Source organism: Anabaena sp. 90 (assembly GCF_000312705.1).
Classification (GTDB): Bacteria; Cyanobacteriota; Cyanobacteriia; order Cyanobacteriales; family Nostocaceae; genus Dolichospermum; species Dolichospermum lemmermannii.
This window is the reverse complement of the sequence record NC_019439.1, coordinates 84,267-107,662: the sequence shown is the minus strand read 5'-3', so window position 1 is coordinate 107,662 and position 23,396 is coordinate 84,267. Positions and strand designations below refer to the sequence as shown.

At 37.7% G+C, this 23,396-nt stretch carries 18 protein-coding genes and 1 pseudogene; 10 read left to right on the top strand and 9 right to left on the bottom strand.

Going from position 1 to position 23,396, the window contains the following annotated elements; translation table 11 throughout:
* The first annotated feature begins 144 nt into the window (after positions 1 to 144).
* From ANA_RS19315 to ANA_RS19290, 6 genes are all read left to right on the top strand, one after another.
* Complete coding sequence (locus tag ANA_RS19315) at positions 145 to 3,171, top strand: DUF1574 family protein (protein WP_015083107.1); 3,027 nt, start codon at positions 145 to 147, stop codon at positions 3,169 to 3,171.
* A 75-nt stretch (positions 3,172 to 3,246) separates the two neighbouring features.
* Positions 3,247 to 4,746 carry an MBOAT family O-acyltransferase gene (locus tag ANA_RS19310; RefSeq protein WP_015083106.1) on the top strand — a complete coding sequence of 500 codons (1,500 nt, stop codon included), beginning with the start codon at positions 3,247 to 3,249 and terminating at the stop codon, positions 4,744 to 4,746.
* A gap of 173 nt (positions 4,747 to 4,919) precedes the next feature.
* A complete protein-coding gene (psbA, locus tag ANA_RS19305) occupies positions 4,920 to 6,002 on the top strand; it encodes a photosystem II q(b) protein (RefSeq protein ID WP_015083105.1) in 1,083 nt (360 codons plus the stop codon).
* Positions 6,003 to 6,126: 124 nt separating this feature from the next.
* Positions 6,127 to 6,651: a Ycf51 family protein gene (locus ANA_RS19300; protein WP_015083104.1), complete on the top strand. Its 525-nt coding sequence runs from the start codon at positions 6,127 to 6,129 to the stop codon at positions 6,649 to 6,651.
* Positions 6,652 to 6,815: 164 nt separating this feature from the next.
* Positions 6,816 to 7,994 carry an iron-containing alcohol dehydrogenase family protein gene (locus ANA_RS19295; protein ID WP_015083103.1) on the top strand — a complete coding sequence of 393 codons (1,179 nt, stop codon included), beginning with the start codon at positions 6,816 to 6,818 and terminating at the stop codon, positions 7,992 to 7,994.
* Positions 7,991 to 9,196, top strand: coding sequence for an aspartate aminotransferase (locus tag ANA_RS19290; RefSeq protein ID WP_015083102.1), 1,206 nt, complete (start codon positions 7,991 to 7,993; stop codon positions 9,194 to 9,196). Before ANA_RS19295 ends, ANA_RS19290 begins: the two co-directional genes overlap by 4 nt.
* An 83-nt stretch (positions 9,197 to 9,279) precedes the next feature.
* Here ANA_RS19290 and ANA_RS19285 read toward each other — a convergent pair whose 3' ends face one another.
* The 5 genes from ANA_RS19285 to ANA_RS19265 form a co-directional block, all read right to left on the bottom strand.
* The gene (locus ANA_RS19285; RefSeq protein WP_015083101.1) at positions 9,280 to 9,675 is read right to left on the bottom strand and encodes a type II toxin-antitoxin system VapC family toxin; all 396 of its coding nucleotides are present in this window, start codon (positions 9,673 to 9,675) and stop codon (positions 9,280 to 9,282) included.
* 4 nt (positions 9,676 to 9,679) lie between these two features.
* On the bottom strand, positions 9,680 to 9,934 hold the full coding sequence (locus ANA_RS19280) for a hypothetical protein (protein WP_015083100.1): 255 nt from the start codon (positions 9,932 to 9,934) through the stop codon (positions 9,680 to 9,682).
* A 44-nt stretch (positions 9,935 to 9,978) separates the two neighbouring features.
* Positions 9,979 to 11,370 carry a hypothetical protein gene (locus ANA_RS19275; RefSeq protein WP_015083099.1) on the bottom strand — a complete coding sequence of 464 codons (1,392 nt, stop codon included), beginning with the start codon at positions 11,368 to 11,370 and terminating at the stop codon, positions 9,979 to 9,981.
* 211 nt (positions 11,371 to 11,581) lie between these two features.
* The gene (locus ANA_RS19270; RefSeq protein ID WP_015083098.1) at positions 11,582 to 11,923 is read right to left on the bottom strand and encodes a hypothetical protein; all 342 of its coding nucleotides are present in this window, start codon (positions 11,921 to 11,923) and stop codon (positions 11,582 to 11,584) included.
* Between the two features lie 378 nt (positions 11,924 to 12,301).
* A complete protein-coding gene (locus ANA_RS19265) occupies positions 12,302 to 15,466 on the bottom strand; it encodes a CHAT domain-containing protein (RefSeq protein WP_015083097.1) in 3,165 nt (1,054 codons plus the stop codon).
* A 433-nt stretch (positions 15,467 to 15,899) separates the two neighbouring features.
* On the opposite strand from ANA_RS19265, the pseudogene ANA_RS19260 reads away from it, so the two are divergent.
* Together ANA_RS19260 and ANA_RS19255 are read left to right on the top strand one after the other, a co-directional pair.
* A pseudogene (locus ANA_RS19260) lies at positions 15,900 to 16,633 on the top strand (alcohol dehydrogenase catalytic domain-containing protein).
* An 87-nt stretch (positions 16,634 to 16,720) separates the two neighbouring features.
* Positions 16,721 to 17,212, top strand: coding sequence for a DUF29 domain-containing protein (locus ANA_RS19255; RefSeq protein ID WP_015083096.1), 492 nt, complete (start codon positions 16,721 to 16,723; stop codon positions 17,210 to 17,212).
* A 94-nt stretch (positions 17,213 to 17,306) separates the two neighbouring features.
* Here the strand turns inward: ANA_RS19255 and hemW are convergent, their stop codons facing one another.
* Positions 17,307 to 18,491, bottom strand: a complete 1,185-nt coding sequence (gene hemW / locus ANA_RS19250; RefSeq protein ID WP_015083095.1) for a radical SAM family heme chaperone HemW — start codon at positions 18,489 to 18,491, stop codon at positions 17,307 to 17,309.
* A 242-nt stretch (positions 18,492 to 18,733) separates the two neighbouring features.
* On the opposite strand from hemW, the gene ANA_RS19245 reads away from it, so the two are divergent.
* Positions 18,734 to 19,810, top strand: a complete 1,077-nt coding sequence (locus ANA_RS19245) for a PIN/TRAM domain-containing protein (RefSeq protein WP_015083094.1) — start codon at positions 18,734 to 18,736, stop codon at positions 19,808 to 19,810.
* Positions 19,811 to 20,076: 266 nt separating this feature from the next.
* Here ANA_RS19245 and ANA_RS19240 read toward each other — a convergent pair whose 3' ends face one another.
* Complete coding sequence (locus tag ANA_RS19240) at positions 20,077 to 20,874, bottom strand: M15 family metallopeptidase (RefSeq protein WP_015083093.1); 798 nt, start codon at positions 20,872 to 20,874, stop codon at positions 20,077 to 20,079.
* An 84-nt stretch (positions 20,875 to 20,958) separates the two neighbouring features.
* Between ANA_RS19240 and ANA_RS19235 the strand changes: the two genes are divergently transcribed.
* Positions 20,959 to 21,876, top strand: coding sequence for an AEC family transporter (locus ANA_RS19235; protein ID WP_015083092.1), 918 nt, complete (start codon positions 20,959 to 20,961; stop codon positions 21,874 to 21,876).
* Between the two features lie 107 nt (positions 21,877 to 21,983).
* Here the strand turns inward: ANA_RS19235 and ANA_RS19230 are convergent, their stop codons facing one another.
* On the bottom strand, positions 21,984 to 22,592 hold the full coding sequence (locus ANA_RS19230) for a hypothetical protein (RefSeq protein ID WP_015083091.1): 609 nt from the start codon (positions 22,590 to 22,592) through the stop codon (positions 21,984 to 21,986).
* A 224-nt stretch (positions 22,593 to 22,816) separates the two neighbouring features.
* Positions 22,817 to 23,341, bottom strand: coding sequence for a phosphoribosyltransferase (locus tag ANA_RS19225; RefSeq protein ID WP_015083090.1), 525 nt, complete (start codon positions 23,339 to 23,341; stop codon positions 22,817 to 22,819).
* Between the last annotated feature and the right edge of the window lie 55 nt (positions 23,342 to 23,396).

The window sequence follows — 23,396 nt, the reverse complement described above, 5'->3', positions numbered from 1 at the left end:
ATAAGACTATCTTTGTCAATTTTGCAAGCTGCAAAGGTAACAAAATTGTTAAAAAAAACGGCAAAATGTGATAATTCTATGATTCTAGTTGACAAGTACAGCCGAAATTCCCCAATACAACCTTGCTGTTAAATTCCACCGCCCATGAAAACAGTATTACTTGATAATCGTCAAAATTCCTTAGTGCAATGGGTAAGCCAAGCAACAGGTATAAATACTTTTGGGGTAAAAGTCCGATTGCTAGGTAATGACCTACATATTCTCTGTGAAAGCGTTGAATGTCCACAACGTTGGCAAACCTTATCGGAGTTACTGCAAGCGCTACAGCAAACCGATATAGATACCCTTACCAATGACGAACAACCGTCAATATACCAGATATTAATTTATGGTCGAAAAAAAGGGGAACACCGCCCCGAATGGTGTCATCGGGTGTACTTGAATCAACTAGAGCAACATTTAGAACAGGTAGAACAGTCACTATTATCACAAACAGAAACGCCTATAAACCCCGGTGGCTCGTTAATTATCTCTAATGAGAGTCTGGCACGCCAGGGAGATGCCGATGCCATTGCTCGCTATTTGAGCGAACATCTCAGCCATTTAGGGATAGCAATACAGGTAAAAATTCAACCCTCTCCGGCGAAAAATAACTTTCAGATAGTCGTTAATCGTCTGTGGGTATTTTGTCAGTCTAGCTATAGCCCCGATCCATTATTACTGGCAAAAACGGTAGCCCAAAAGCTCAGATATTTGCAGCTTGTTGGTTATCAGGATGGGATCATTGTAGCCCAAGTTCGCGGGGAAACCGAGCCAGATTGGCGGGTAAGAGTAGATTTAACACCTCCAGAACTGATGTTAAAAGAATGGGCGCGGTGGGGAGATGTGCAAGCGATCGCTAAAATATTAACAGAGGAATTATTAGGCTTCAAAATAGCACTACAAACTTCTCTCAAAGAATCTACCTTATACATATTTTGTACTCCAGCTTTTGACCCCTTAGAAACCGCCCCTGCACCAGATAAAGAAACCGCGCTACAGTCCATTGTCCCCCTGCTAGAAAATATTGCTCCTCAAGCTATTATCTCAGCCGCCATATACGGACAAAAAACAGCGGATAAAAAACCAATTTGGATAGACTGGGTATCTTTACCAGCATCTCAGCATCCCGCTCTAGTGACATCTACCTGGGAACTTGCCCGTACAGGTGATCAACCAGCAATTATTTTTTTACTAGAGCAGTTGCTTAATCCTGACCTAGATTGGCGATTGAAAACAGGTGGTATTCGGGTATTACTAGTTTGCAAAGAATATTTATTACACATCATGTGTGATGCTCCCGTTTGTCCCACACGCCATCAAGTTTCTCGGAAAGTAACTCAATTTATCCGCCAACTGAAAATTCATGGTATTACAGGTGTCCGTGTTTATGGTCGTCGTGCTGGTGATAAAGAACCCGTATGGCATCATGGAGTTGATCTAGAAGAACGTTCTCGATTAGTCCCCGAAGCAACACCAGAATTTGCTGCTACATCAGAATATGTAAATTCCCTGATAATCGGTGAAAACGGTGAAGAAATTTTGCGTCCCGATTTAACAAATACAAAAGTACAAAGTTTTATCAAAGAAAAAACAAAAAATTGGTTAACAAATACCAATGAAATCATCAGAAATTTACTTTTAAACAGTCAACTATTTACATCATCTAATCAAGAAATAGATGAAAATCCCGATAATCAAGGAATTAGAAGTGGAATGATTTGGCTGGCATTAGGATTACTTCTCGCATTACAAAGTGATTTCATGTTAGGCTATGTTGTCGCCCATACTATTAAGAATTCACCAAAAGCTACTAATAATACTATTTCGCCCTTATCCTCACAAGCCCAAGCATCTTTACCATTACCAAATAATCAGAAAACATCATTTTTCAATCAATCAGGAACAACCGAATTACCTAATAATAATCAAGCTGCTTTTAATGCTTCTGAATTTATCAATGAAAATGGTTCTCAATCAGAAAATTTACCAGCCGCACCATTAAAAGAAAAAGCTACAGCGATTTTATTAGCAGCTAGATCACAAATGCCCAGTTTTAATGCTAGGCAATTAGATGAACAATTAGCCCTCTATAAACATCGTTTAAACACCAAAAAACGCCCACCAGATGTGTTGATTATTGGTTCTTCTCGCGCCCTTAGAGGAGTTGATCCTGTTGCCCTTTCTAAAGCTTTAGTCACCCAAAATTATAGCAATATTGATATATTTAACTTTGGTATTAATGGAGCAACAGCCCAAGTTGTTGATGTTCTTATCCGTCAGGTTTTAAAACCTGAAGAATTGCCAAAGGTGATTTTATGGGCAGATGGTTCTCGCGCCTTTAATAATGGCAGAGAAGATATTACTTTCAAGGCAATTGAAACCTCACCAGGATACAAGGAAATATTACAAAAAGCCAAAACAACAGTCAAAAATAATGAAGTTCCTCATAACGCAGAAGATGGAAAAGAAAAAATTAGTAGTAAACCTAAGATAGAAGATATTAGTATCTATCAAGTCGCTAACGATTCGTTAAATCAGTCTGTAGCTAATTTATCTGCTAGTTATAAAAACCGTGATCAAATTAAAATTCTTCTCCAAAAACAACTTCAATATCTACCTTTTAGCTATCAAAATCCCCCGATTAAATCAAAAATTAATCTCACCCATGATTCTGAAATAGACAATAATTTTTCTCTCCCCGGAGTTGATTTTGATGGATTCTTACCTTTATCTATTCGCTTTAATCCCAGCACATATTATCAAAAACACCCCAAAGTTTCTGGAGATTACGACAACGATTATAAATCTTTCCAATTAGCAGGTAAACAAGATCAGGCATTCCATTCTATGTTAGAGTTTACCAAAAATAATAAGATATCCCTTGTCTTTGTCAATATGCCCCTTACTTCAGATTATTTAGATCCTGTACGCACAAAATATGAACAACAGTTTCAAGAGTATTTATTAAGCTTTACCAATCATCCTCAATTTATATATCGTGATTTAAGTCAGCTATGGCCAAAAGCAAATGATTACTTTTCAGATCCTAGTCACCTCAATCGCTATGGTGCTTATGAAGTATCAAAAAAACTGGCTATAGATCCAATGATTAGCTGGCCAACAAAGTGATTAAATAGGGAAGAGAAAAAAATACTTATCTTCTTTCTTCCCAATCACAAATTCAAAATCATAAATTAATCAAAAATGAAATTTATATCAATTTTTTACGGGCTGTTTTTGTTGAGTGTTTTAGGAATCTACTGGACTGTTAATTTAGCAAATATAAGATTATGGATACTGCTAATAGCCAGCCTTGTTTTCTACGCATCTTTGCACATTCAATATTTACCATTACTTTTAGCACTAACTTTTATTAACTTCCGCCTAGGTTTAGAAATTGGCAGCAATACTTCACCAGGAAAGCATTCTCAAAACTGGAATTTATCTAACGAAGAACGGCAATTTACCCAAGCTGACTGGAATCAACGTCGTCTCAAAGTATTGTCGATTGGTATAGGTTTTAATGTTTTTATTCTTTTAGGTTCTAAATACATAAATTATTTCCTAACTTTAGTTTTTAATCAGCCGACAAATTCACCAGAATCATTAATTAAGTTAGTTGCACCTTTAGGAATTTCTTTCTTTACATTTGAATGTATTGCTTATTTAATAGATGTTTATCGTGGCGCTACTGCTACTACTAAATTTATCCAATTTGCCACATATAAATTATTTTTTGCCAAACTAATTTCTGGGCCAATTACTCGTTACCATAATTTAGCAATTCAATTTGATACCCTAAGATTTCCCAGCATTGATAGAGTTGCTGAAGGACTGTGGTTAATTGCTAGAGGTGCGGTTAAAAAAGGTATTTTCGCTGATAATTTGGGTATATTTGTGGATTTATGCTTTGGTAACTTACAAAGAGCAGGTAGTACAGATTTGTGGTTAGCTACCTTTGCTTATGGCTTGCAACTATATTTAGATTTTAATGGTTATGTTGATATTGCTCGTGGTAGTGCTTTACTATTTGGTTTAGTTTTACCGGAAAATTTTGATTTTCCCTATTTCAGTACCAGTATTGCCGATTTTTGGCGACGCTGGCACATCACATTGGGTGATTGGTTGCGTAATTATCTTTATTTTCCTTTAGGTGGTTCTCGACGTGGATTAATGCGTACCTGCGGAAATTTATTAATAGTAATGCTAATAGCTGGTATCTGGCACGGTTCAGCTTGGGGTTTTATTATTTGGGGTGTATTGCATGGTGTCGCTTTAGCTGGGCATCGTCTCATTAGTGTATTAAGCGATCGCTTGACAATTCTTAAATCTTTTTGGCAAAACCCGCTAGGAATAATTTTTGCTTGGTTTTTGACACAAATCATGGTTTTTACATCTTGGATTTGGTTTCGTCTCCCCAACCTCCAAGACTCTGCTTTAGTTATTCAACACCTTTGGGGTCATGGGGGTGATCAACAATTTTCCGCAAAGGTCTATATAGAAGCTCTAAATATGAGTCAATATCAAATTTCTTATTTGCTGCTCGGCATAGCTTTGCTGATGAGTATTTCTTATGCTTTTAAAAGAGAAATGAAATTAGAGTTTAGCTGGCCAATTAAAATTGTTTTTGTCCCCTTATGCTTTTATGCGGTTTGGTTACTAGCGCCTGAAGGCAGTTTACCTTATATATACTTTGATTTTTAGGAGTGAATTTGCGGCTGCAATTTCTGTAAACCTCATTACATTAGGAAAACATATAACTGATATAACTAATACTAATTCTAATTATCTTTACAAATTTAAACTTATCCTCTAATGTTGTATACAGGTAGGCAAAACCACCTACCAACATCATAAGAAAATAAAGCAATTATAAAATGACCACAACCTTACAACAGCGCTCAACCGCTAACGTATGGGATCGCTTCTGCGAGTGGATCACCAGCACCGACAATCGGATTTATATCGGTTGGTTTGGTGTATTAATGATCCCTACCCTGTTAGCCGCTACTACCTGCTTCATCATCGCTTTCATCGCTGCGCCTCCCGTTGACATTGACGGTATCCGTGAGCCAGTTGCAGGTTCTTTGATCTACGGAAACAACATCATCTCTGGTGCAGTTGTTCCTTCCTCTAACGCTATTGGTTTGCACTTCTACCCAATCTGGGAAGCAGCTTCCTTAGATGAGTGGTTGTACAACGGTGGTCCTTACCAATTGGTAGTATTCCACTTCTTAATCGGTGCAGCTTGCTACTTAGGCCGTGAGTGGGAACTTTCTTACCGTTTGGGTATGCGTCCTTGGATCTGTGTAGCTTTCTCTGCACCTTTAGCAGCAGCTACCGCAGTATTCTTGATCTACCCAATTGGTCAAGGTTCATTCTCCGATGGTATGCCTTTGGGTATCTCTGGAACATTCAACTTCATGATCGTGTTCCAAGCTGAACACAACATCTTGATGCACCCCTTCCATATGTTGGGTGTAGCTGGTGTATTCGGTGGTTCTTTGTTCTCTGCAATGCACGGTTCTTTGGTAACTTCTTCCTTGGTTAAGGAAACAACTGAAACCGAATCTCAAAACTACGGTTACAAGTTCGGTCAAGAAGAAGAAACCTACAACATCGTTGCAGCCCACGGCTACTTCGGTCGTTTGATTTTCCAATACGCTTCTTTCAACAACAGCCGTCAATTACACTTCTTACTAGCTGCATGGCCAGTATTTGGTATTTGGTTCACCGCTTTGGGCGTCAGCACAATGGCGTTCAACTTGAACGGTTTCAACTTCAACCAATCCGTCATTGATTCTCAAGGTCGCGTTATCGCTACTTGGGCTGACGTAATCAACCGCGCTAACTTAGGTATGGAAGTAATGCACGAGCGTAACGCTCACAACTTCCCCCTAGACTTGGCTGCTAGTGATGTTGCTCCTGTTGCAATGAGCGCTCCTGCAATCAATGGTTAATAATTAAAGCTTTGTTAATAGCTTAATTACAGAATCACCCTCCAGAAATGGGGGGTGTTTTTGTTTTGTGTAAAAATCTGGTGTTGCTGATAGGTAAGATGGTAATATCCGTAATTAAAACCTTATGCCCAGTACCGCTAATTTTCTCCAATATACCCAATGGTCAGGTATTGCGACAATAGTATTTGCAGTCCTGACAATCTTAGCTTTCATTCTTAAATGGGGCTTTCGCTTTCGACTGGTGGGTGCAACTGGCTTTATGCTGGTACTGACAGGGGGATTATTTTCACTTTCCCTCGTTCCCCTGAGTCGCACAATTATTCCTGGTGCTGTCAAGTACAGCCTAGTTTATGATAACGGTTCTAACCAAACAGTAATTGCCGTCGCACCAGAAATTACTCCCACAGAATTAGAAGCAACTTTACGTCAAGCAGCTAGTAACCTTTATTCCTATGGTCGCTTAGGTACTGGTGGTAGTAAGGAAATGATAGTTCGCGCTCGCACTATTATCCACCCAGAAATAGGGTTATCTGTACCGCTGTACTTGGGTCAAGTAAATCGCACTTTGGTCAGTCGTGAAGACCCAGAAATGGCGGTAGAAGTTTATTTAGATAAATTTGCTTCATTACCAAAACCCACTGCTTTATAGGTAATTGGTAATTGGGAATGGGTAATTGGGAAGAAAAATATTCTCCTCTTCCCCCTGCCCCCTGCTTCTTTCTTGTTTGCACATTTTTTGGTCATCTATCATACAATAAAGATTATTTTAAAATTTGATTAAGAAATATCAATAGTTTTGGCAAAATCAAGATCATGCCTAATCAACATTCTACTGAAACTTTGTCCACTCAAACCTCTAGTTCATTTTTCAGCCTTTCTGTTTCCCCTGGGAAAGTAATTCGCGGTGCGGGTGTGTTGTCAACCGTTGCGGGTGAAGTTGCTAATTTGGGAACTCGTCCCTTAATTATTGCTGGAAATCAGACTCTCAATCTGAGTCAAGAGAGTTTACAATCTCTTTGCCAATCTCCAGAATTACATCCTTTGTCAGTTTCCTATGGTGCTGATTGTTGTGAAGCTAGTTTGAAAGCCTTACGCAAAGCCGCTAAAGAACATAAAGCTGATCTGATTATCGGGATTGGTGGTGGTAAAGCCCTGGATACGGCTAAATTAGTCGCCCACCAATTGACATTACCAATTGTGACAATTCCCACTTCTGGGGCTACCTGTGCGGCTTGGACTGCTCTTTCTAATGTCTATTCAGAAACTGGGGCGTTTTTATATGATGTGGCTTTATCTCGCTGTCCTGATTTGCTGATTTTGGATTATAATTTAGTTCAGACTGCACCTCCAAGCACATTAATAGCAGGAATTGGGGATGCGATCGCTAAATGGTATGAAGCATCAGTGAGTAGTGGGCATTTGCAACAAACTTTAATTATTGCTGCGGTTCAACAAGCGCGAGTTTTACGCGATATTTTATTGCAAAAGTCTGCTGCTGCGTTACAGTTTCCGGGTGGGGAAGTTTGGCAAGAAGTTGTGGACGCAACTGTACTCCTAGCTGGAGTAATTGGGGGACTTGGTGGGGCGCAATGTCGCACAGTCGCTGCCCATGCAGTTCATAATGGCTTAACTCATATTTCTGGACATGGGAGCATTCATGGGGAAAAGGTCGCTTATGGTATCCTGGTACAACTGCGGTTAGAAGAAATGATCCAAGGAAATCAATTAGCAGCGTCAGCAAGACAACAATTGTTGAAGTTCTATGCAGAGATTGGACTACCCCAAAAATTAGCAGATTTGGGATTAGGTAATATTACTCTGGGTGAGTTACAAACAGCAGCGGAAATTAGTTTAGAACCTAATTCTGATATCCACCGTCTACCGTTTAATGTAGCGTTGGAACAATTGATGGCCGCAATGGTTTCTACCACTGCACCAATAGATATTAATCGTGTTTCCACCAGGGGAATAAGTGACGAGGTGAAGGAATGAGTTTGAGTTGGATTTCTCCCGCAGAACGGATACAAAAATTGCCGCCTTATGTGTTTGCCCGTTTGGACGAATTAAAGGCTAAGGCTAGAGAACAAGGGTTAGATTTGATTGATTTGGGTATGGGTAATCCTGATGGACCTACTCCCCAACCAGTGATAGAAGCCGCAATTGCAGCTTTGCAAAATCCCGCTAATCACGGTTATCCTCCATTTGAAGGAACGGCTAGTTTCCGTAAGGCGATTACTCAATGGTATAATCGCCGTTATGGTGTTACCCTTGATCCTGATAGTGAGGCTTTACCCTTACTCGGTTCTAAGGAAGGTTTGGGGCATTTAGCGATCGCCTATATTAATCCTGGTGATACTGTATTAGTACCTTCACCATCTTACCCTGTGCATTTTCGTGGACCGATTATTGCTGGGGGAGTTATCCATAATTTAATTCTCAAGGAAGAAAATAATTGGTTAATTGATTTAGCGGCTATTCCTGAGGAAGTGGCTAGAAAAGCGAAAATTCTCTATTTCAATTATCCCAGTAATCCTACCGCAGCCACAGCCCCCCGCGAATTTTTTGAGGAAATTGTGGCCTTTGCACGGAAGTATGAAATCCTTTTAGTCCATGATTTATGTTATGCAGAATTAGCTTTTGATGGTTATCAACCCACTAGCTTGTTAGAAATTCCTGGTGCTAAGGAGATTGGTGTCGAGTTTCACACTCTCTCTAAAACCTATAATATGGCAGGTTGGCGCGTTGGTTTTGTTGTCGGAAATCGTCACGTTATCCAAGGTTTGCGGACTCTGAAAACCAATTTAGATTATGGCATTTTTTCGGCTTTACAAACAGCAGCAGAAACAGCTTTGCAACTTCCTGATTCTTATTTACATGAAGTGCAACAACGTTACCGCGTTCGTCGAGATTTTTTAATAGATGGTTTGGGTAAGTTAGGGTGGAATATTCCCAAAACGGAAGCAACTATGTATTTGTGGATAAAATGTCCGGTGGGAATGAATTCTACAGATTTTGCTTTGAATGTTTTACAGCAAACTGGGGTGGTTTTGACTCCTGGAAATGCCTTTGGTGTGGGTGGTGAAGGCTATGTGAGAATTAGTTTAATTGCAGATTGCGATCGCTTGGGTGAAGCTTTACAAAGATTCAAGGAAGCGGGGATTTGCTATCAGTCGGAAGTTTCTGTTTCTGCGTGATCATTAAGGTGATATGGGATAGGGGGAAATAACCAATTACCAATCACCTCAAATCTGTTTAAATTTATGATAATCAGGAATTTTTATGATTTTAACCAGTTTTCTAAGATCAGATTAGTAATATTTTCAAAATCACGAGTATTATCAGTTACTAAAATGTAATTCTGAGAAATAGCAACAGCAGCAATTAAAGCATCTAATTGTCCAGTTGGTTTTCCAATTTTTCTAAGTTCATTTTGAATTTTTCCAAATTCAATTGCGGCTTTTTCATCAAAATCTATCATCGGTAATAGATTAGCAAACTTCTTTAAATTATCTAAATTACGTTCGACTTTAGTTGAACAATAAACTCCTTTGTACAATTCTGCTAAAACTAAACTAGAAAGATAGCAAGATTGATATTTTTCATGAAACTGTGATACAACATTTTCATTAGCTTTAAGTATCGCAATACAAATATTAGTATCTAGCAAGTACATAATTTTAAATATCTAAATTAATTTCACGTCCTAAATCTTGATGACGTTCCTGATTAATGATATCAAAAATTTCATCAATTTCTGGATTATCTTTCCATAAACCAATAACAGCTTCTAATTCTGGCCATTTTGGTTGTTTAATTATTAAGTTATCTGGTATTTCTATAGAAATTTTTACTCCATCAGGTAGAAGAATTTTGTCTAATATTTGGTCTAATAATTCTATGGTGTTACCTTTGATAATTCCTTGTATTTTCATGATTTATTCCTTCATTAAATATCTAAGTTATAATTCATTGTAACCTACAATTTCCGCTTTTTTATCCATATACCCAACATAGCTAGAAGAGTACATACTATAGTAGCAATAATGCTTAAAACTAAAGATGCTAAAAAGGGATTTTTTGGTAATAAAGGTAGATTGATTTTATCAATGTGTTCAACTATGACACCGGAAACTATCGCACCTCCACCCAAACCTATACCTAATATTTGTACTGTTCTTTCTAAAGAGCGATCGCTTTTAGCTTGTTCTATTTCTACTATACCACGAATTGAGTTAATGGCTTGATCTAATAATTGTGAACCATGTTGAAAATAGCCTAAATCGGCTTGAATTTGCCGTTTAAAGGTGACACAATTCTTATTTAGGAAAATTTCTAGAAAATCTAGATTCTCACCGTTTAAATTATGTTTAATTTGTGCTAATTTATCGCTATAATTATCTGCATTAATCACAATTGTATTTTGGGAATCTTCTAAACTTAAAAGTAATCTGGTATATTCAAGTGCTAATCTAGGAAACGCTCTTAACTGGTTTTGTAATTTCTTTAAATCCTTTCTGGTTATATCTTGATTGTTTTCCAGTTCGAGAATTTTATTAACTTCAGATTCTATATCTCTATACTTTTTATCTAAGTCTTTATATATAGCCCGACTGTCTTTATAAGCTTTGATTATCTTACTATGACGAAAAAACAAATCTAGTAATTCTGAACAAGATTGTTCAAATTTATTTCCAGTTTCTTGTTTTGTAAATAAACAAATTAAAACTTGTTGATATTGACTAGATTGATTTGGTAAACCATATTCAAATATCGGACTACCAAATAATTGACCTTGACGATAAAAAGATGGAATTGTATTTTGATTAGGGAAAATTTGCTTTAAACATTCATCAGCTATTTTTTGATGATCATTTTGAATTTTAGCATTATTTATCCAAGCTGTAATTAAAATAGTTTGTCCCAGAAATAAAGGATTTAATGGTAAAATTAAGCAATTATTGGGATTTAAAAGTTTGAGAAAATCAGTTTCTACATCTTCCGTAGGTTGGTTATTTTCCTGTTTTGGACGACGTAAATTTAACCACAAACCGTAACTATCAGAAATTCGACAAGGATAAGCGAAACCTGTAATTAAAATATCTTGTTGAGGACTTGGGTTAACATTCCCCTCCAAATATACAGCTACTTCATTTTGATCATTCAGAATATCTACTTTATTAAATCCCTCATCTTTTTTAACATCAATTTTTTGACTGAGTTGTAAATCTTGTTTGAGAACTTCTTTAAGAATATCATTACCACGTTCCCAGATAAAGTTTAAATGTTGACTATCTATATTATCATCAAAATTTGAGCCTTTATAAAGTTGAAAAGTGAAAACGTGAATATTAGGTGCATATATTTTCATAATTTAGCTATACCAAATACGACTGAAATGTGAATTTTGACAAGATTTAAAAAACAGTTAATTTAAGCCCTGGTAACTGAAAATCGCCGCTACACAAACAAATTCCGCCCGCGCAGACTAACCAAAAATCAAGGATTTGATTTTGTCTGTGTAGACGGGATTTCTAACCACCAGTTTAACTTGTATAATCAACCGATTTATTCATTTTTAATTATGGGTTTTGGGCTGGTGTCTTTTTTTCTTTCAGTTTTTCTACTTCCTCTTGTAAAAGTCGGTAGCGATTTTCTACGGTGTTTTCTTCATTTTCTGGTTTAGTTCTAGGGACTCTACCAATTTCCCTTTCCCGTTTTTCTAAAAAGACTGCATTTCTAACTTTTTCATAGTCAAGATACCATTGACGGATAGCTTCTGCAACTACTTCCGGAGGTTCAGTTTCTATACCAGCGATAGTTTTTTGTAATTCTGTGATAGCATCTAAAGAAACGTCGGAAAAAACATAATCTTGGTTTCTCACGACTTCGGTAAATGCTTGGATAATTTGATTAGCTTCCATAGGTTTAGTTTGTGAATTGATTAGTATTTTAGCTGATTTTAACTCGTTCCCAGACTCTGGCTGGGAATGCAGTTTTTCAGGCTCGGCCTGAAGTAAAATGATATAGTGGAGGTAGAGCCTCTGCAATTCATTCCCGGTCAGAGACAGGGAACGAGGGAAAACGCACTCGCATAAACTAGAAAGTCAAAATTTATAAAAATTGATTCTAGGATTAATATAGTCGGTTAAAACCGACTTTAGCTTTTAGACAGAGAATTTATTCTCTGGCTTAAGAATACATCAATTTTCATTAATTTGACACTTACAATCACTGCTAAATCTCTACATGAAATAATACGAAATTTTTGATAATGTTGGGTTTCACTTTGTCAACTCAACCTACATTACAGGAGAAACAGCACAAAAAGCAGCCCAAAAATATGGTTGGTTAAATGGTTGATGTTCGGGTCTACATTGCTTAGATAATGAATTAATAATGTTCTCTTTTTGTTCCTCCTTTATTTCAGTTTTCTGCTTCAACCAATCAATGATTTCTACCTGTGTGGCTTTGCGTAACCATTCCTGGACTGTGTTTAATGCAAATGTGATATCCTGGGGTTTATTGGCGATATTTTCATATAATTTAATCATTAAAATAGCGGTGTGAACATCACTCACAGTCCACAAACTGCTAACAATATTAACTGCACCGGCTTTCATAAAACCACTGGATAAACCAATAAATTCATCACTGTTATTTCTAACATCAATTACGCCGGTTTCGCAAGCAGAAAGACAAACAAGATAACATTGAGGGAGATTTAATTCTAAGATATCTGCTAATGTCAAACATTTTGATAAATCAATAGCAGTTTCTTCATTAATTCTCACATAACGAGATGAATATGTTGTCAAAAGTGAAGGATTAACTTCCGAATCAGCAAGTTGTAAAGCTGATTTTAAAGGTGATTTTAAATCAAAACTACCGTGACAAGAAAAATGTAACCATTGGGAATTAGTAAAGTTATTAAATGTGGTAGTTTCTTGTAAATTGGCTTTGCTGGCCTCATTATTTTTGAGGATTTTCTGGGGGTGGAAATTAGCTGCAATTGTTTCCACTTCAGTGTTAGTAAAAGGTAAATTGTTATTAGGATCTTGAATTGCAAATAGGTTACTTAATCTTGTTCTCTCTCCTTCTAGGAGAGAGTTAGAGAGAGGTTCTAATCTTGTTCTCTCTCCTTGTAGAATAGGGTTAGAAAGACGTTCTTTAGCAATATTCAAAAGTTGACAACTGGGTGCATAACTGACACCTTCAGGATATTTATCAAATAAATATTCTGAATTTGTAGATAAAGGAATAGCATGAAAAGGTAATAAGTGTAAATGACGGTGGGGAATGATAATTATTTTTTGAATATCCTTTGGAACTTGGGCAATTATTTGATTAATATGGAAAATTTCTGCAAATTTGGTAAGTTGATCATTTAAATCATTTCGCCATTTCTTACGGTCGGAATAGTAAAGGGTGATATATTCATCATAAACCCAATCTATGAGTTGATCTAAATCTTCCTCTGTAGATTTCCAAATTATTGGTTTATCGTTGTTTTTGGTAATAATGAAAGCCCGGAAACAAGCATTAAAAATGTAAAATTGAATAATTGCAGTTTTCTCATCTAACAGATTTTGAATTTCTGAATATTCAATTGGTGTAAAATCAACCTTTTCAGCAATCAATTCTACTAAATTGCGGGTTTTACTGCGTTCAATATAACTGATAGCTTCCCTTTCTTTACCCAGCACTAAACAAACTTCTACCATGCTTACAAAAAGTTTATTCCATTCTTCCGCTTGTTTGCGTTTACTTTCTTCCCCAGAAATAATTTCCCCCCGTATATCTTCAACTGTGACAAGGGCAGATTTAAAGGTATCGTAAGCTAAATCAAACTGTTGTGATTCTTGATAAAGAATACCCAAATTGAATAAAGTTTGAGCATTTTCTACAGGAAAATCGGTGCGGGTTCTCACTTCTAAAGCTTGCTGATAAGCTGCGATGGCATTTTCCAGATTATCCGCTTTATCACCCCTGATTCTATTATTGTAGGCAGTCCCCAGATTATTTTGCGTCCTTGCCCAATCTACAGGAAAATCGGTGCGGGTACTCACTTCTAAAGCTTCATTATAAGCTGCGATGGCATTTTCCAGATTATCCGCTTTATCTCCCCTGATTCTATCTCTGTAGGCATTCCCCAGATTATTTTGCGTACCTGCCCATTGTACAGGAAAATCGGTGCGGGTATAAACTTCTAAAGCTTGCTCATAAGCTGCAATGGCAATTTCCAGATTATCCGCTTTATCTCCCCTGATTCTATCACAGTAGGCAGTCCCCAGATTATTTTGCGTACCTGCCCAATCTACAGGAAAATCGGTGCGGGTTCTCACTTCTAAAGCTTGCTCATAAGCTGCAATGGCATTTTCCAGATTATCCGCTTTATCTCCCCTGATTCTATCTCTGTAGGCAGCCCCCAGATTATTTTGCGTCGTTGCCCAATCTACAGGAAAATCGGTGCGGGTATAAACTTCTAAAGCTTGCTGATAAGCTGCAATGGCATTTTCCAGATTATCCGCTTTATCTCCCCTGATTCTATCACTGTAGGCATTCCCCAGATTATTTTGCGTGGTTGCCCATTGTACAGGAAAATCGGTGCGGGTATAAACTTCTAAAGCTTGCTGATAAGCTGCAATGGCATTTTCCAGATTATCCGCTTTATCTCCCCTGATTCTATCTCTGTAGGCAGCCCCCAGATTATTTTGCGTCGTTGCCCAATCTACAGGAAAATCGGTGCGGGTATAAACTTCTAAAGCTTGCTGATAAGCTGCAATGGCAATTTCCAGATTATCCGCTTTATCTCCCCTGATTCTATCACTGTAGGCAGTCCCCAGATTATTTTGCGTGGTTGCCCATTGTTCTGGAGAAGTTTCACGGGTGAAAACAGTGGAAACTATTTCATAACCAGTAATAGCAATTTCCACATTATCAGGTTTGTTACCTAAAGGAAATTGCCATATCAAATTACTAAAATTACCTATCACTACAGCGAAAAATTGTTTTGCGTCTGGTTCTGCTTCTTCTAGTGTATTTGTTGCCCAATCCTGTAATAATTTAACAAAGGTGAGATTAAGTTTATCCGTATTTGCAGCCAGTAAAGGGTAAACTACCTGGGGATTACCTTCACTTTTTGCGGTTGCTTGTAATACTTCTAATAAAAAATGTAAATAGGTATCAAAATTTGCTTGATTAAGCGGCGTTTCTGGTTCTGGAGTATTCCCATTTAGGGCTATATCTAACTCTTCACTGAGTTGAGAAGCTAACCCCAGCAACCAGTTAGCAGTATTTTCCTCTCCCTGTTGGGTAAAGGTTTCTGCTACCTCTACCACCACTTGTAAAAAATCAACATCGAGTAATTCCCTGTTAGCTTGTAATATAGCCGCTTCTTGACCATGGGGACAACTAAGCAGTTGTTGAACTAGCTGATAATATGCCTGTAGACGCTGTTCATTCATAAGTTAGGACTGGATAGGGTAGAACCTAGATCATGCTTCAATAGTATCTTGACACATTGCGGACAATATTACCCTGCAAATCCCGAAAATCCTGATTCTGACAATTAATTATCCTGAAAATCCTCAAATCCTGGAAATCCTGATTCAGACAATTAATTATCCTGAAAATCCTTAAATCCTGGACATCCTGATTCTGACAAAAAATCATCAGCCGGTGCGTCAGATGCGATTATTTAGTGATCATGAATAGATTTTCAATTCTGACGCACCCTACAAAATCCCTATCCTGTTAATCCTCAAATCCTGGACATCCTGATTCAGACAATTAATTATCCAAGGTAAAATGATCCAAGGTGCGCGAATAGTAAGCGCCAACTATGATTATTTGGGTAGATATTAATCCCAAAAACGAACCTTAAAGGAGAATTGCATCTTGGAAGTTAAAGCAGCAGTAGCTTACACCGCAGGAAAACCTCTCACAATTGAAACTGTACAATTAGCACCACCACAAGCCGGAGAAGTCTTAATTGAGATTAAAGCCAGTGGGGTTTGTCATACTGATGCTCTTACCCTTTCTGGTAATGATCCTGAAGGTTTATTTCCGGCAATTTTAGGACATGAAGGCGCTGGTATAGTTGTCGAAGTCGGGGCTGATGTCAAAAGTCTCAAACCTGGAGATCATGTAATTCCTTTATACACACCCGAATGTCGGCAATGTGATTATTGTTTAAGCTTCAAAACAAATCTCTGTCAAGCAATTCGCGGCACACAAGGACGGGGTTTAATGCCTGAGTTCCTTATTTGGTAGATTTAACAAACGGTGGTGCTGACTATTCCTTTGAATGTATTGGTAATGTCAATATCATGCGTCAAGCTTTAGAATGTTGTCATAAAGGTTGGGGTGTGAGTGTGATTATTGGTGTAGCTGGTGCAGGTAAAGAAATCAGCACTCGTCCCTTTCAATTAGTAACTGGCAGGGTTTGGAAAGGTTCGGCTTTTGGTGGTGCAAGAGGGCGGACAGATGTACCGAAAATAGTAGATTGGTATATGGATGGTAAGATTAATATTGATGATTTAATTACTCATGTGATGCCGATTGAAAAGATTAATGATGCTTTTGATTTGATGCACAAGGGGGAATCTATTCGGAGTGTGGTGACTTTTTAGGTTTTTGTTTCGCGCAAAGACGCTAAGGAGCAAAGGCGCAAAGGAAGAAGGGAGTTATAATTAATTCAAGGTTACTAGGTTTTAATTATGCAGACACAAGGGGGGAAAGAATCCGCTGTCAACCTGAATCTTTATGAAACGGATTTTTATGCCTGGACTCAACAACAGGCTAATTTATTACGTTATCAGCTATGGAATCAAGTTGATTTAGTGAATTTAATTGAGGAAGTTGAATCTTTGGGGAGAAGGGAACGCCAAGAATTAAGAAATCGTCTGATTATTTTAATTGGACATTTACTCAAGTGGGAATATCAATCATCAAAACGTATTCGTAGTTGGTTAGCAACTATTCGGATTCAACGCCGAGACATCATAAAATTACTGAATGAAAATCCTAGTTTGCAGTCTTCTCTAGAAGTAGCACTTGAGGAAGCTTATGAAAATGCTAGGGATTTAGCATCAGGAGAAACCAATTTACCGTTATCAACCTTTCCTTCTCAATGCCTATATTTATGGGAAGATCTAATTAACCTCAACTTTTATCCTGGTGACGTTGCAAATGATGATTTGATGCAATAATCGGCATTGCTAAATTAAAATATAAAATTGGAAACTCACAAATTTCAAACTTTGCGCCTTTGCTTCTTTGCGCCTTTGCGCGAAACATAATTTATTATTCTCCTAACTCCTCAAACAACTTCGCTAACATCACATTAGAAAATATAAAACCATCGGGATCGCTAAAACGCAACCTATCCCCAACAATCTTCACCCAACCCTGAGCAAAGTATGGTTGCAAACAGCTTTGAATTCTCTCAACTTGATGATTACCAAAGTTTGTTGCTAAGGAATTTAAACTGATTCCTTCGGCTAACCGTAACCCTAACATGAGAGTTTCTAGCAAAACATCTACCTGTGGTGTGATTTCACAATCAATCACAGCACCGTTTTTTAACCATTGGTAATATTCCTGGGTTTTGCGGGGACGGGTGAAGCGTTTACCTTGTATATAGCTGGCTGCACCCATACCAAAGCCATAATAGGGGCGATTTTGCCAATAAACTCGATTATGTTGGCATTGATGTCCTGGTTGGGCATAATTGGAAATTTCGTAATGTTCGTAACCAGCATCAGTTAAGGTCTTTTGCCCCATTTGATACATTTTGACGGTGGTTTCATCTGTGGGTAAGGGATGATCTCCCGGTTTGTAATAACGATTGAAGGCTGTTCCGGGTTCAATGGTCAGGTCATAGATGGAAATGTGAGTTGGGGTGGCTGCTACTGCTTGGATTAAGGAATCTTGCCATTGTGCTAAAGATTGATACGGTAAGCCAGAAATCAAGTCTAAGCTAAATTCGGGAATCTCGACCTTGTGAATTAACTCTATAGCTGTAAATATATCTATAAGGGAATGCGATCGCCCAGCAGTTTTTAACAATTCTTCTTGGAAAGCTTGGACACCCAAACTCACGCGATTTACTCCTAAGCTACGATAACCAGCGATATGTGCAAAATCAAACGTCCCTGGGTCAATTTCCATAGAAATTTCTACCCCAGAGGCAATGCCAAATCGCTGTTCTAAGGTTGTCAATATAGATTGCAACTGTGCTGTTGATAATAGTGAAGGAGTACCACCACCAAAAAAAATTGTTTCTAAAGGTTGACTATAAGATGGTGCAATCCTGATTTCTTGACATAAAACTTCAACATATTCGCCAATTGTCCCAGAATTTTCGCCCCGTGAGTTATTCCCGACCACAAATACCGGAAAATCGCAATAAAAACATCGTCGCCGACAAAAGGGAATATGCACATAAGCAGAACTGGGAATCCCCCAACCAATATCTTTTTGACTCATTTTGAACAATAGTGAAGTTAATTTGATTTGACTGTTAAAAATAATGAAAATGAGGAGTTTGTTTACAACTTTTCATCCTTTTTCCCTAAAAATAAAAATAATATGCAGTAAAAACGCTTTAGTTATAATGTTGGCATATTCTGTCTGCCTGAGCAGCTAAGATGATTCCATCACTAAAAAGGACTCAAACAAGCATACTTTACTCTATCGAATAAATATCGTTGTAGGAACACAACATAACCATGCTGGATGTCATTATTATTCTCTCATTTATCTTGGCAGCGTCGGGAATAGGTTATTTCAGCACTGATCTACTCCCCCCTGGTACTCTTAATGGAGTTAGTGATTTAGATGCCTTACGCCTAGTTTTCGCTGTCTTTGCTGCCATTATCGGTGGTGCAGTCGGGCTGAGTTTCCAGACTACATACCGTCGGCTAGAGTCACAAGTCCGGGAAATGCCCCTAGAAGTCATTCTCACCCGTGCCATTGGCTTAGTAATTGGGCTATTACTCGCCAATCTGATGTTAGCCCCGCTATTTTTATTACCCATTCCCCCAGATTTTGGTTTTATCAAACCTCTTGTTGCGGTTGTTGGCAGTATTATCCTCTCTGTTACAGGAATGAACTTAGCAGATACTCACGGACGGGGTTTGTTAAGATTAATTAACCCCAATACTGTAGAAAGTATGGTGGTGGAAGGAACTCTTAAACCTGCTAATACTAAGGTTTTAGATACTAGCTGCATTATAGATGGCCGGATTGAAACATTACTAGAAACAGGATTTCTAGAAGGATTAATTCTTGTCCCCCAATTTGTTTTACAAGAATTACAACAAGTAGCTGATGCTAGTAAAGACCAAAAACGGGTCAGGGGAAGAAGAGGATTAGAAATTCTCAACCGCATTCGGGAAACTTATCCTGAACGTATTTTAATCAATCCTGTGGACTATGAAGATACTGCCACTGTTGATGCTAAATTGGTGCGTTTTGCTCAAGAAATCAATGGCACATTACTCACCAATGATTATAATTTGTCGAAAGTTGCTAGTGTGCAAAAAGTTCCAGTTTTGAATGTTCATGATTTAGTCAATGCTGTTCGTCCAACTTATTTACCTGGTGATTATCTTGATTTGAAAATTCTCAAAGAAGGAAAAGAACCAACTCAAGGAATTGGCTATTTAGATGATGGCACAATGGTAGTAGTGGAAGAAGGTAGAGGTTATGTTGGTGGTGAATTGCGAGTAGTAGTTACCAGTGCTTTACAAACTTCTGCTGGAAGGATGATTTTTGCCAAACCCCAAGCTTCCGCATTAGCCTAAGGAATATGGCACGGAAAACTAGAGTTAAATTATGTAAATCGGTGTGGGGAACTGCACCGATAAACTACATTTAATTTTATTTCGCGCAAAGAGGCAAAGGAGCAAAGGCGCAAAGGAAGAAATAAATACATGAAATCTGAACTAATGTAAAACCAGAAATTATAAATATTTTTCCATTACATAATTTTTAAGTTTTATTCCTCGACGTTCTACAAACAGTTTCATAATTGCTTCAGTGTCAGATATTTGATATTCTCTGACTATCATTATGGTGTTTTTACAGGTTTGATATTTTTGGCTTTATAAAATGTTTCTAAACTATCAGTATCGCCGACAAAACGCCAATGCCAAGGTTCATAACTGACACCTTGAAGATTATTTTTCGGAAAGGAAATTTCAAAACTAAACTTAGCCGCATTAGCCTGTAACCACTGATAAGCTTTGGTATTATCAAAATTGGCTTGGAGATTAGTTGCTGGGACTGTGCCATCGCCAACATCCACCGCATAACCTGTATGATGTTCACTATGATTTGGTGGTGCGCTGAGGGCTGCTCTTTCGGCTGGGGTTTGATTCCGCTGTGCGCCTACACCGAAAAATAACTGCTTTTGCTCTTGTACAGAACGAAAGCCAGAAATTGGAACTAAAATTACACCCGCACTTCTAGCGGTTTGTACCATGGCTTGAAACTTGACAGCGGCAGATTTTCGCATTCTGATTCTACTGTCACCCGTAATTGGGGCTAATTCTGATTCTGGTGCTTCTGAATAGGGAAAATGTCCCAACACTGTATCATTATTATTTGGGGTATTAGCGGCTATGGGTGTAGAACTAATTGGTTCAGCTACAGAATTAGCATTTGGCTTAGGTGTTGTCAGCGAAAACAAAAAACCACTAGAGACAGCCAGTAACAAAAATCCTGTTAATCCACCTGTAATCAAAACCACAGGTTGGACTTTGATCTTACTTCCTGCATCATTTGTATCGCGTAAAGCCACTGGGATATCATCACCAGAGAGAGGGTAGGAATTGTGCGGTTTTTTAGGAAACCCAGCTTTATTCAAGTTTTTGCTCCTGTTTGTGTTTAATAGTTAGTTAAAGAAGAAATGAGTTTTGTTTAATGCTTAATTTTGAATTATGGTGTAATTTTGATAAATCTTTTAGAACTATATATCAAGTTAGTGGGATTAATCCTAGTGGGATTTATACTGGGACGTAAATTGCCTAACAATACTTCCACCTACGTAGGTCAATTTCTCTATTGGGTGGGAGTACCTATAAGCATCATCGGTTTTTTACTACAAACAGATTTATCAGGACAGATTTGGATTGCACCGATAATAGCTCACTTGGCAATCTTTCTGGGGGCATTATTAGCTTGGTTAAGAATCAAAGCCCAAGCCCATTTCATTGATTCAGTTCCCCCCGCGACAACTCAAGGTAGTTTGATTCTAGCAGCAATGGTAGGTAATACAGGTAATTTGGGTTTTCCCATTACTTTAGCAATGGTAGGTAAAGAATATTTTGCCTGGGCTTTATTTTACGATATGTTGGGTTCGCTGTTTGGTGCTTATGGTTTAGGTGTGTTTCTTGCTGCTAAGTTTGGTAATAATACCCAAAATCAGATGCAAATAGCAAAGGTAATTTTGATTAATCCGGCTTTATGGAGTTTTGGATTTGGCTTATTATTGCATCAAGTGACGCTTCCCTCTCCGGTGATATTTTGTTTAGAAAAATTGGCTTGGGGTGCAGTTGCTTTATCTTTGATGTTAATTGGAATGCGACTTTCCCAACTAAAATCTTGGCGAAAATTACCACAAGCGGGGAGTAGTGTCTTCATTAAAATGCTATTAGTGCCGATGATTTTAGGTAGCACTCTCTCATTTTTTGGTGTTACTGGTAATGCAGCACAGGTGATAGTTTTGCAAATGGGTATGCCTCCAGCTTTGGCTACATTGGTAATAGCAGAAACCTTTGATTTGGATAGAGATTTGGCTGTTACTGCTTTAGCTATGGGGATGATAGTTTTGTTGTTTACTCTTCCTGTTTGGTTATGGTTGTTTTAATTGGAAATCTGCTTCAAATACAATCAATTACAGTGCTTACCTGCATCAACAGAATTACCAGATTGGGCTACTGCAAAAATTCATTGCTATATCCCTCTATTATTGCACTAATAACCAGGAGTTAGTATGTGGTCAACATTAAATTCTTTGAATTTGTCACATCCTAAATGAGTTTCCTGCCACATTTTGACCAAAGAAGAAGATTGAATAACAACTCGTTTTTCAATTTGAACGTCAAAGTTAAAGAAATTCTCAACTGTTGCTGAATAATCACAAATCAGCTTTTCAAAATTTTTTATTGAGATTTCATTTTGAATCTTGTTGCCCAATTTATCTGTGATAACAAAGTCAATATTATCTTCTTTATCTCCCTGTAATTGAAAGCTTAACATAGTTTGGTCTGAATTGTGAAAAACAAATAATTCCTCTTTATAGAGAATATCAGTATCATAGAAAGTATAAGCTGTAGAACCTTTAGATGGTGGAATAAGGCTTCTGAGAAAAACTTTATATTTAATATTCTTTAAAAGTCTTCTTCGAGGTATGTTCCGAATGACCAATCTAAAACCATACTCTGGCAAGTATCCAAGCCTCGGTAGTCCTTCTTGTCGTACTGTCCACTTGAGTAGAAAATATTGGATTACGGGGAAAGCGAAAAAGGTTATTAATGCTAATACCTGACTAACTACCTGCTCCAAAAGTTTATCTATGCTCACCGATTTCTCTCCTATAGAAATAATAATTAAGACTCAAAGCTAATATAGCATTTCCTAGTCTAATGAGGTACAAAATTATCTGTGTTCATCTGCATTTATCTGCGTTTAATTCTGACTTATTGCACCTCACTTGTATGGGAATTGCTATATTTGAGTATGAAGTTTTCCAGAAAGCACTTTTTTTGTAGGCAATGAAGTCACAACAAAACGAGTATCTTTCACTGCTATTCTGCAACCCCTAAATTCTCCTTTTTTGCCAGTTCGGAAGGACTAATATGTTCGTAATGTTCAAAAGGTTGATGAATCCAAGGATTATCAGCCAGATAATCAACGTGGTAGTCAGGAACAACAACTGAACAAGCTTTATACCAAATTACAGCGGTGCGAATTTCTTGAATGGGAAAATCATGATGTTTCTGTAACCAGGGAACTGTTTCTTGAATAGTGATACCAGAGTCTACTAAATCATCTACTAGCAAAATCCGTGAACCTAAATTTTCACTAGTCATGGTTAATTGACGAGAAATAATTAAATTACTTCTTTTATATGTCCCCGCGCCGTTGTAAGATGAAGTAGCTAAAATTGCTAATGGTTGATTGTATATGCGGGAGAGAATATCTCCTACTCGCAGTCCCCCTCTAGCTAAACAGACGATTTGGTTAAATTCCCAACCCGATTGATAAATCTTTACAGCCAGTTGTTCAATTTTGTGGTGATAATCTGACCAAGAAATGTAAAGGTCTGACATAAAACTAAAATAAGTGTGTTAATAATTGTTAGTTATCTATTGTCAATTGTCAATT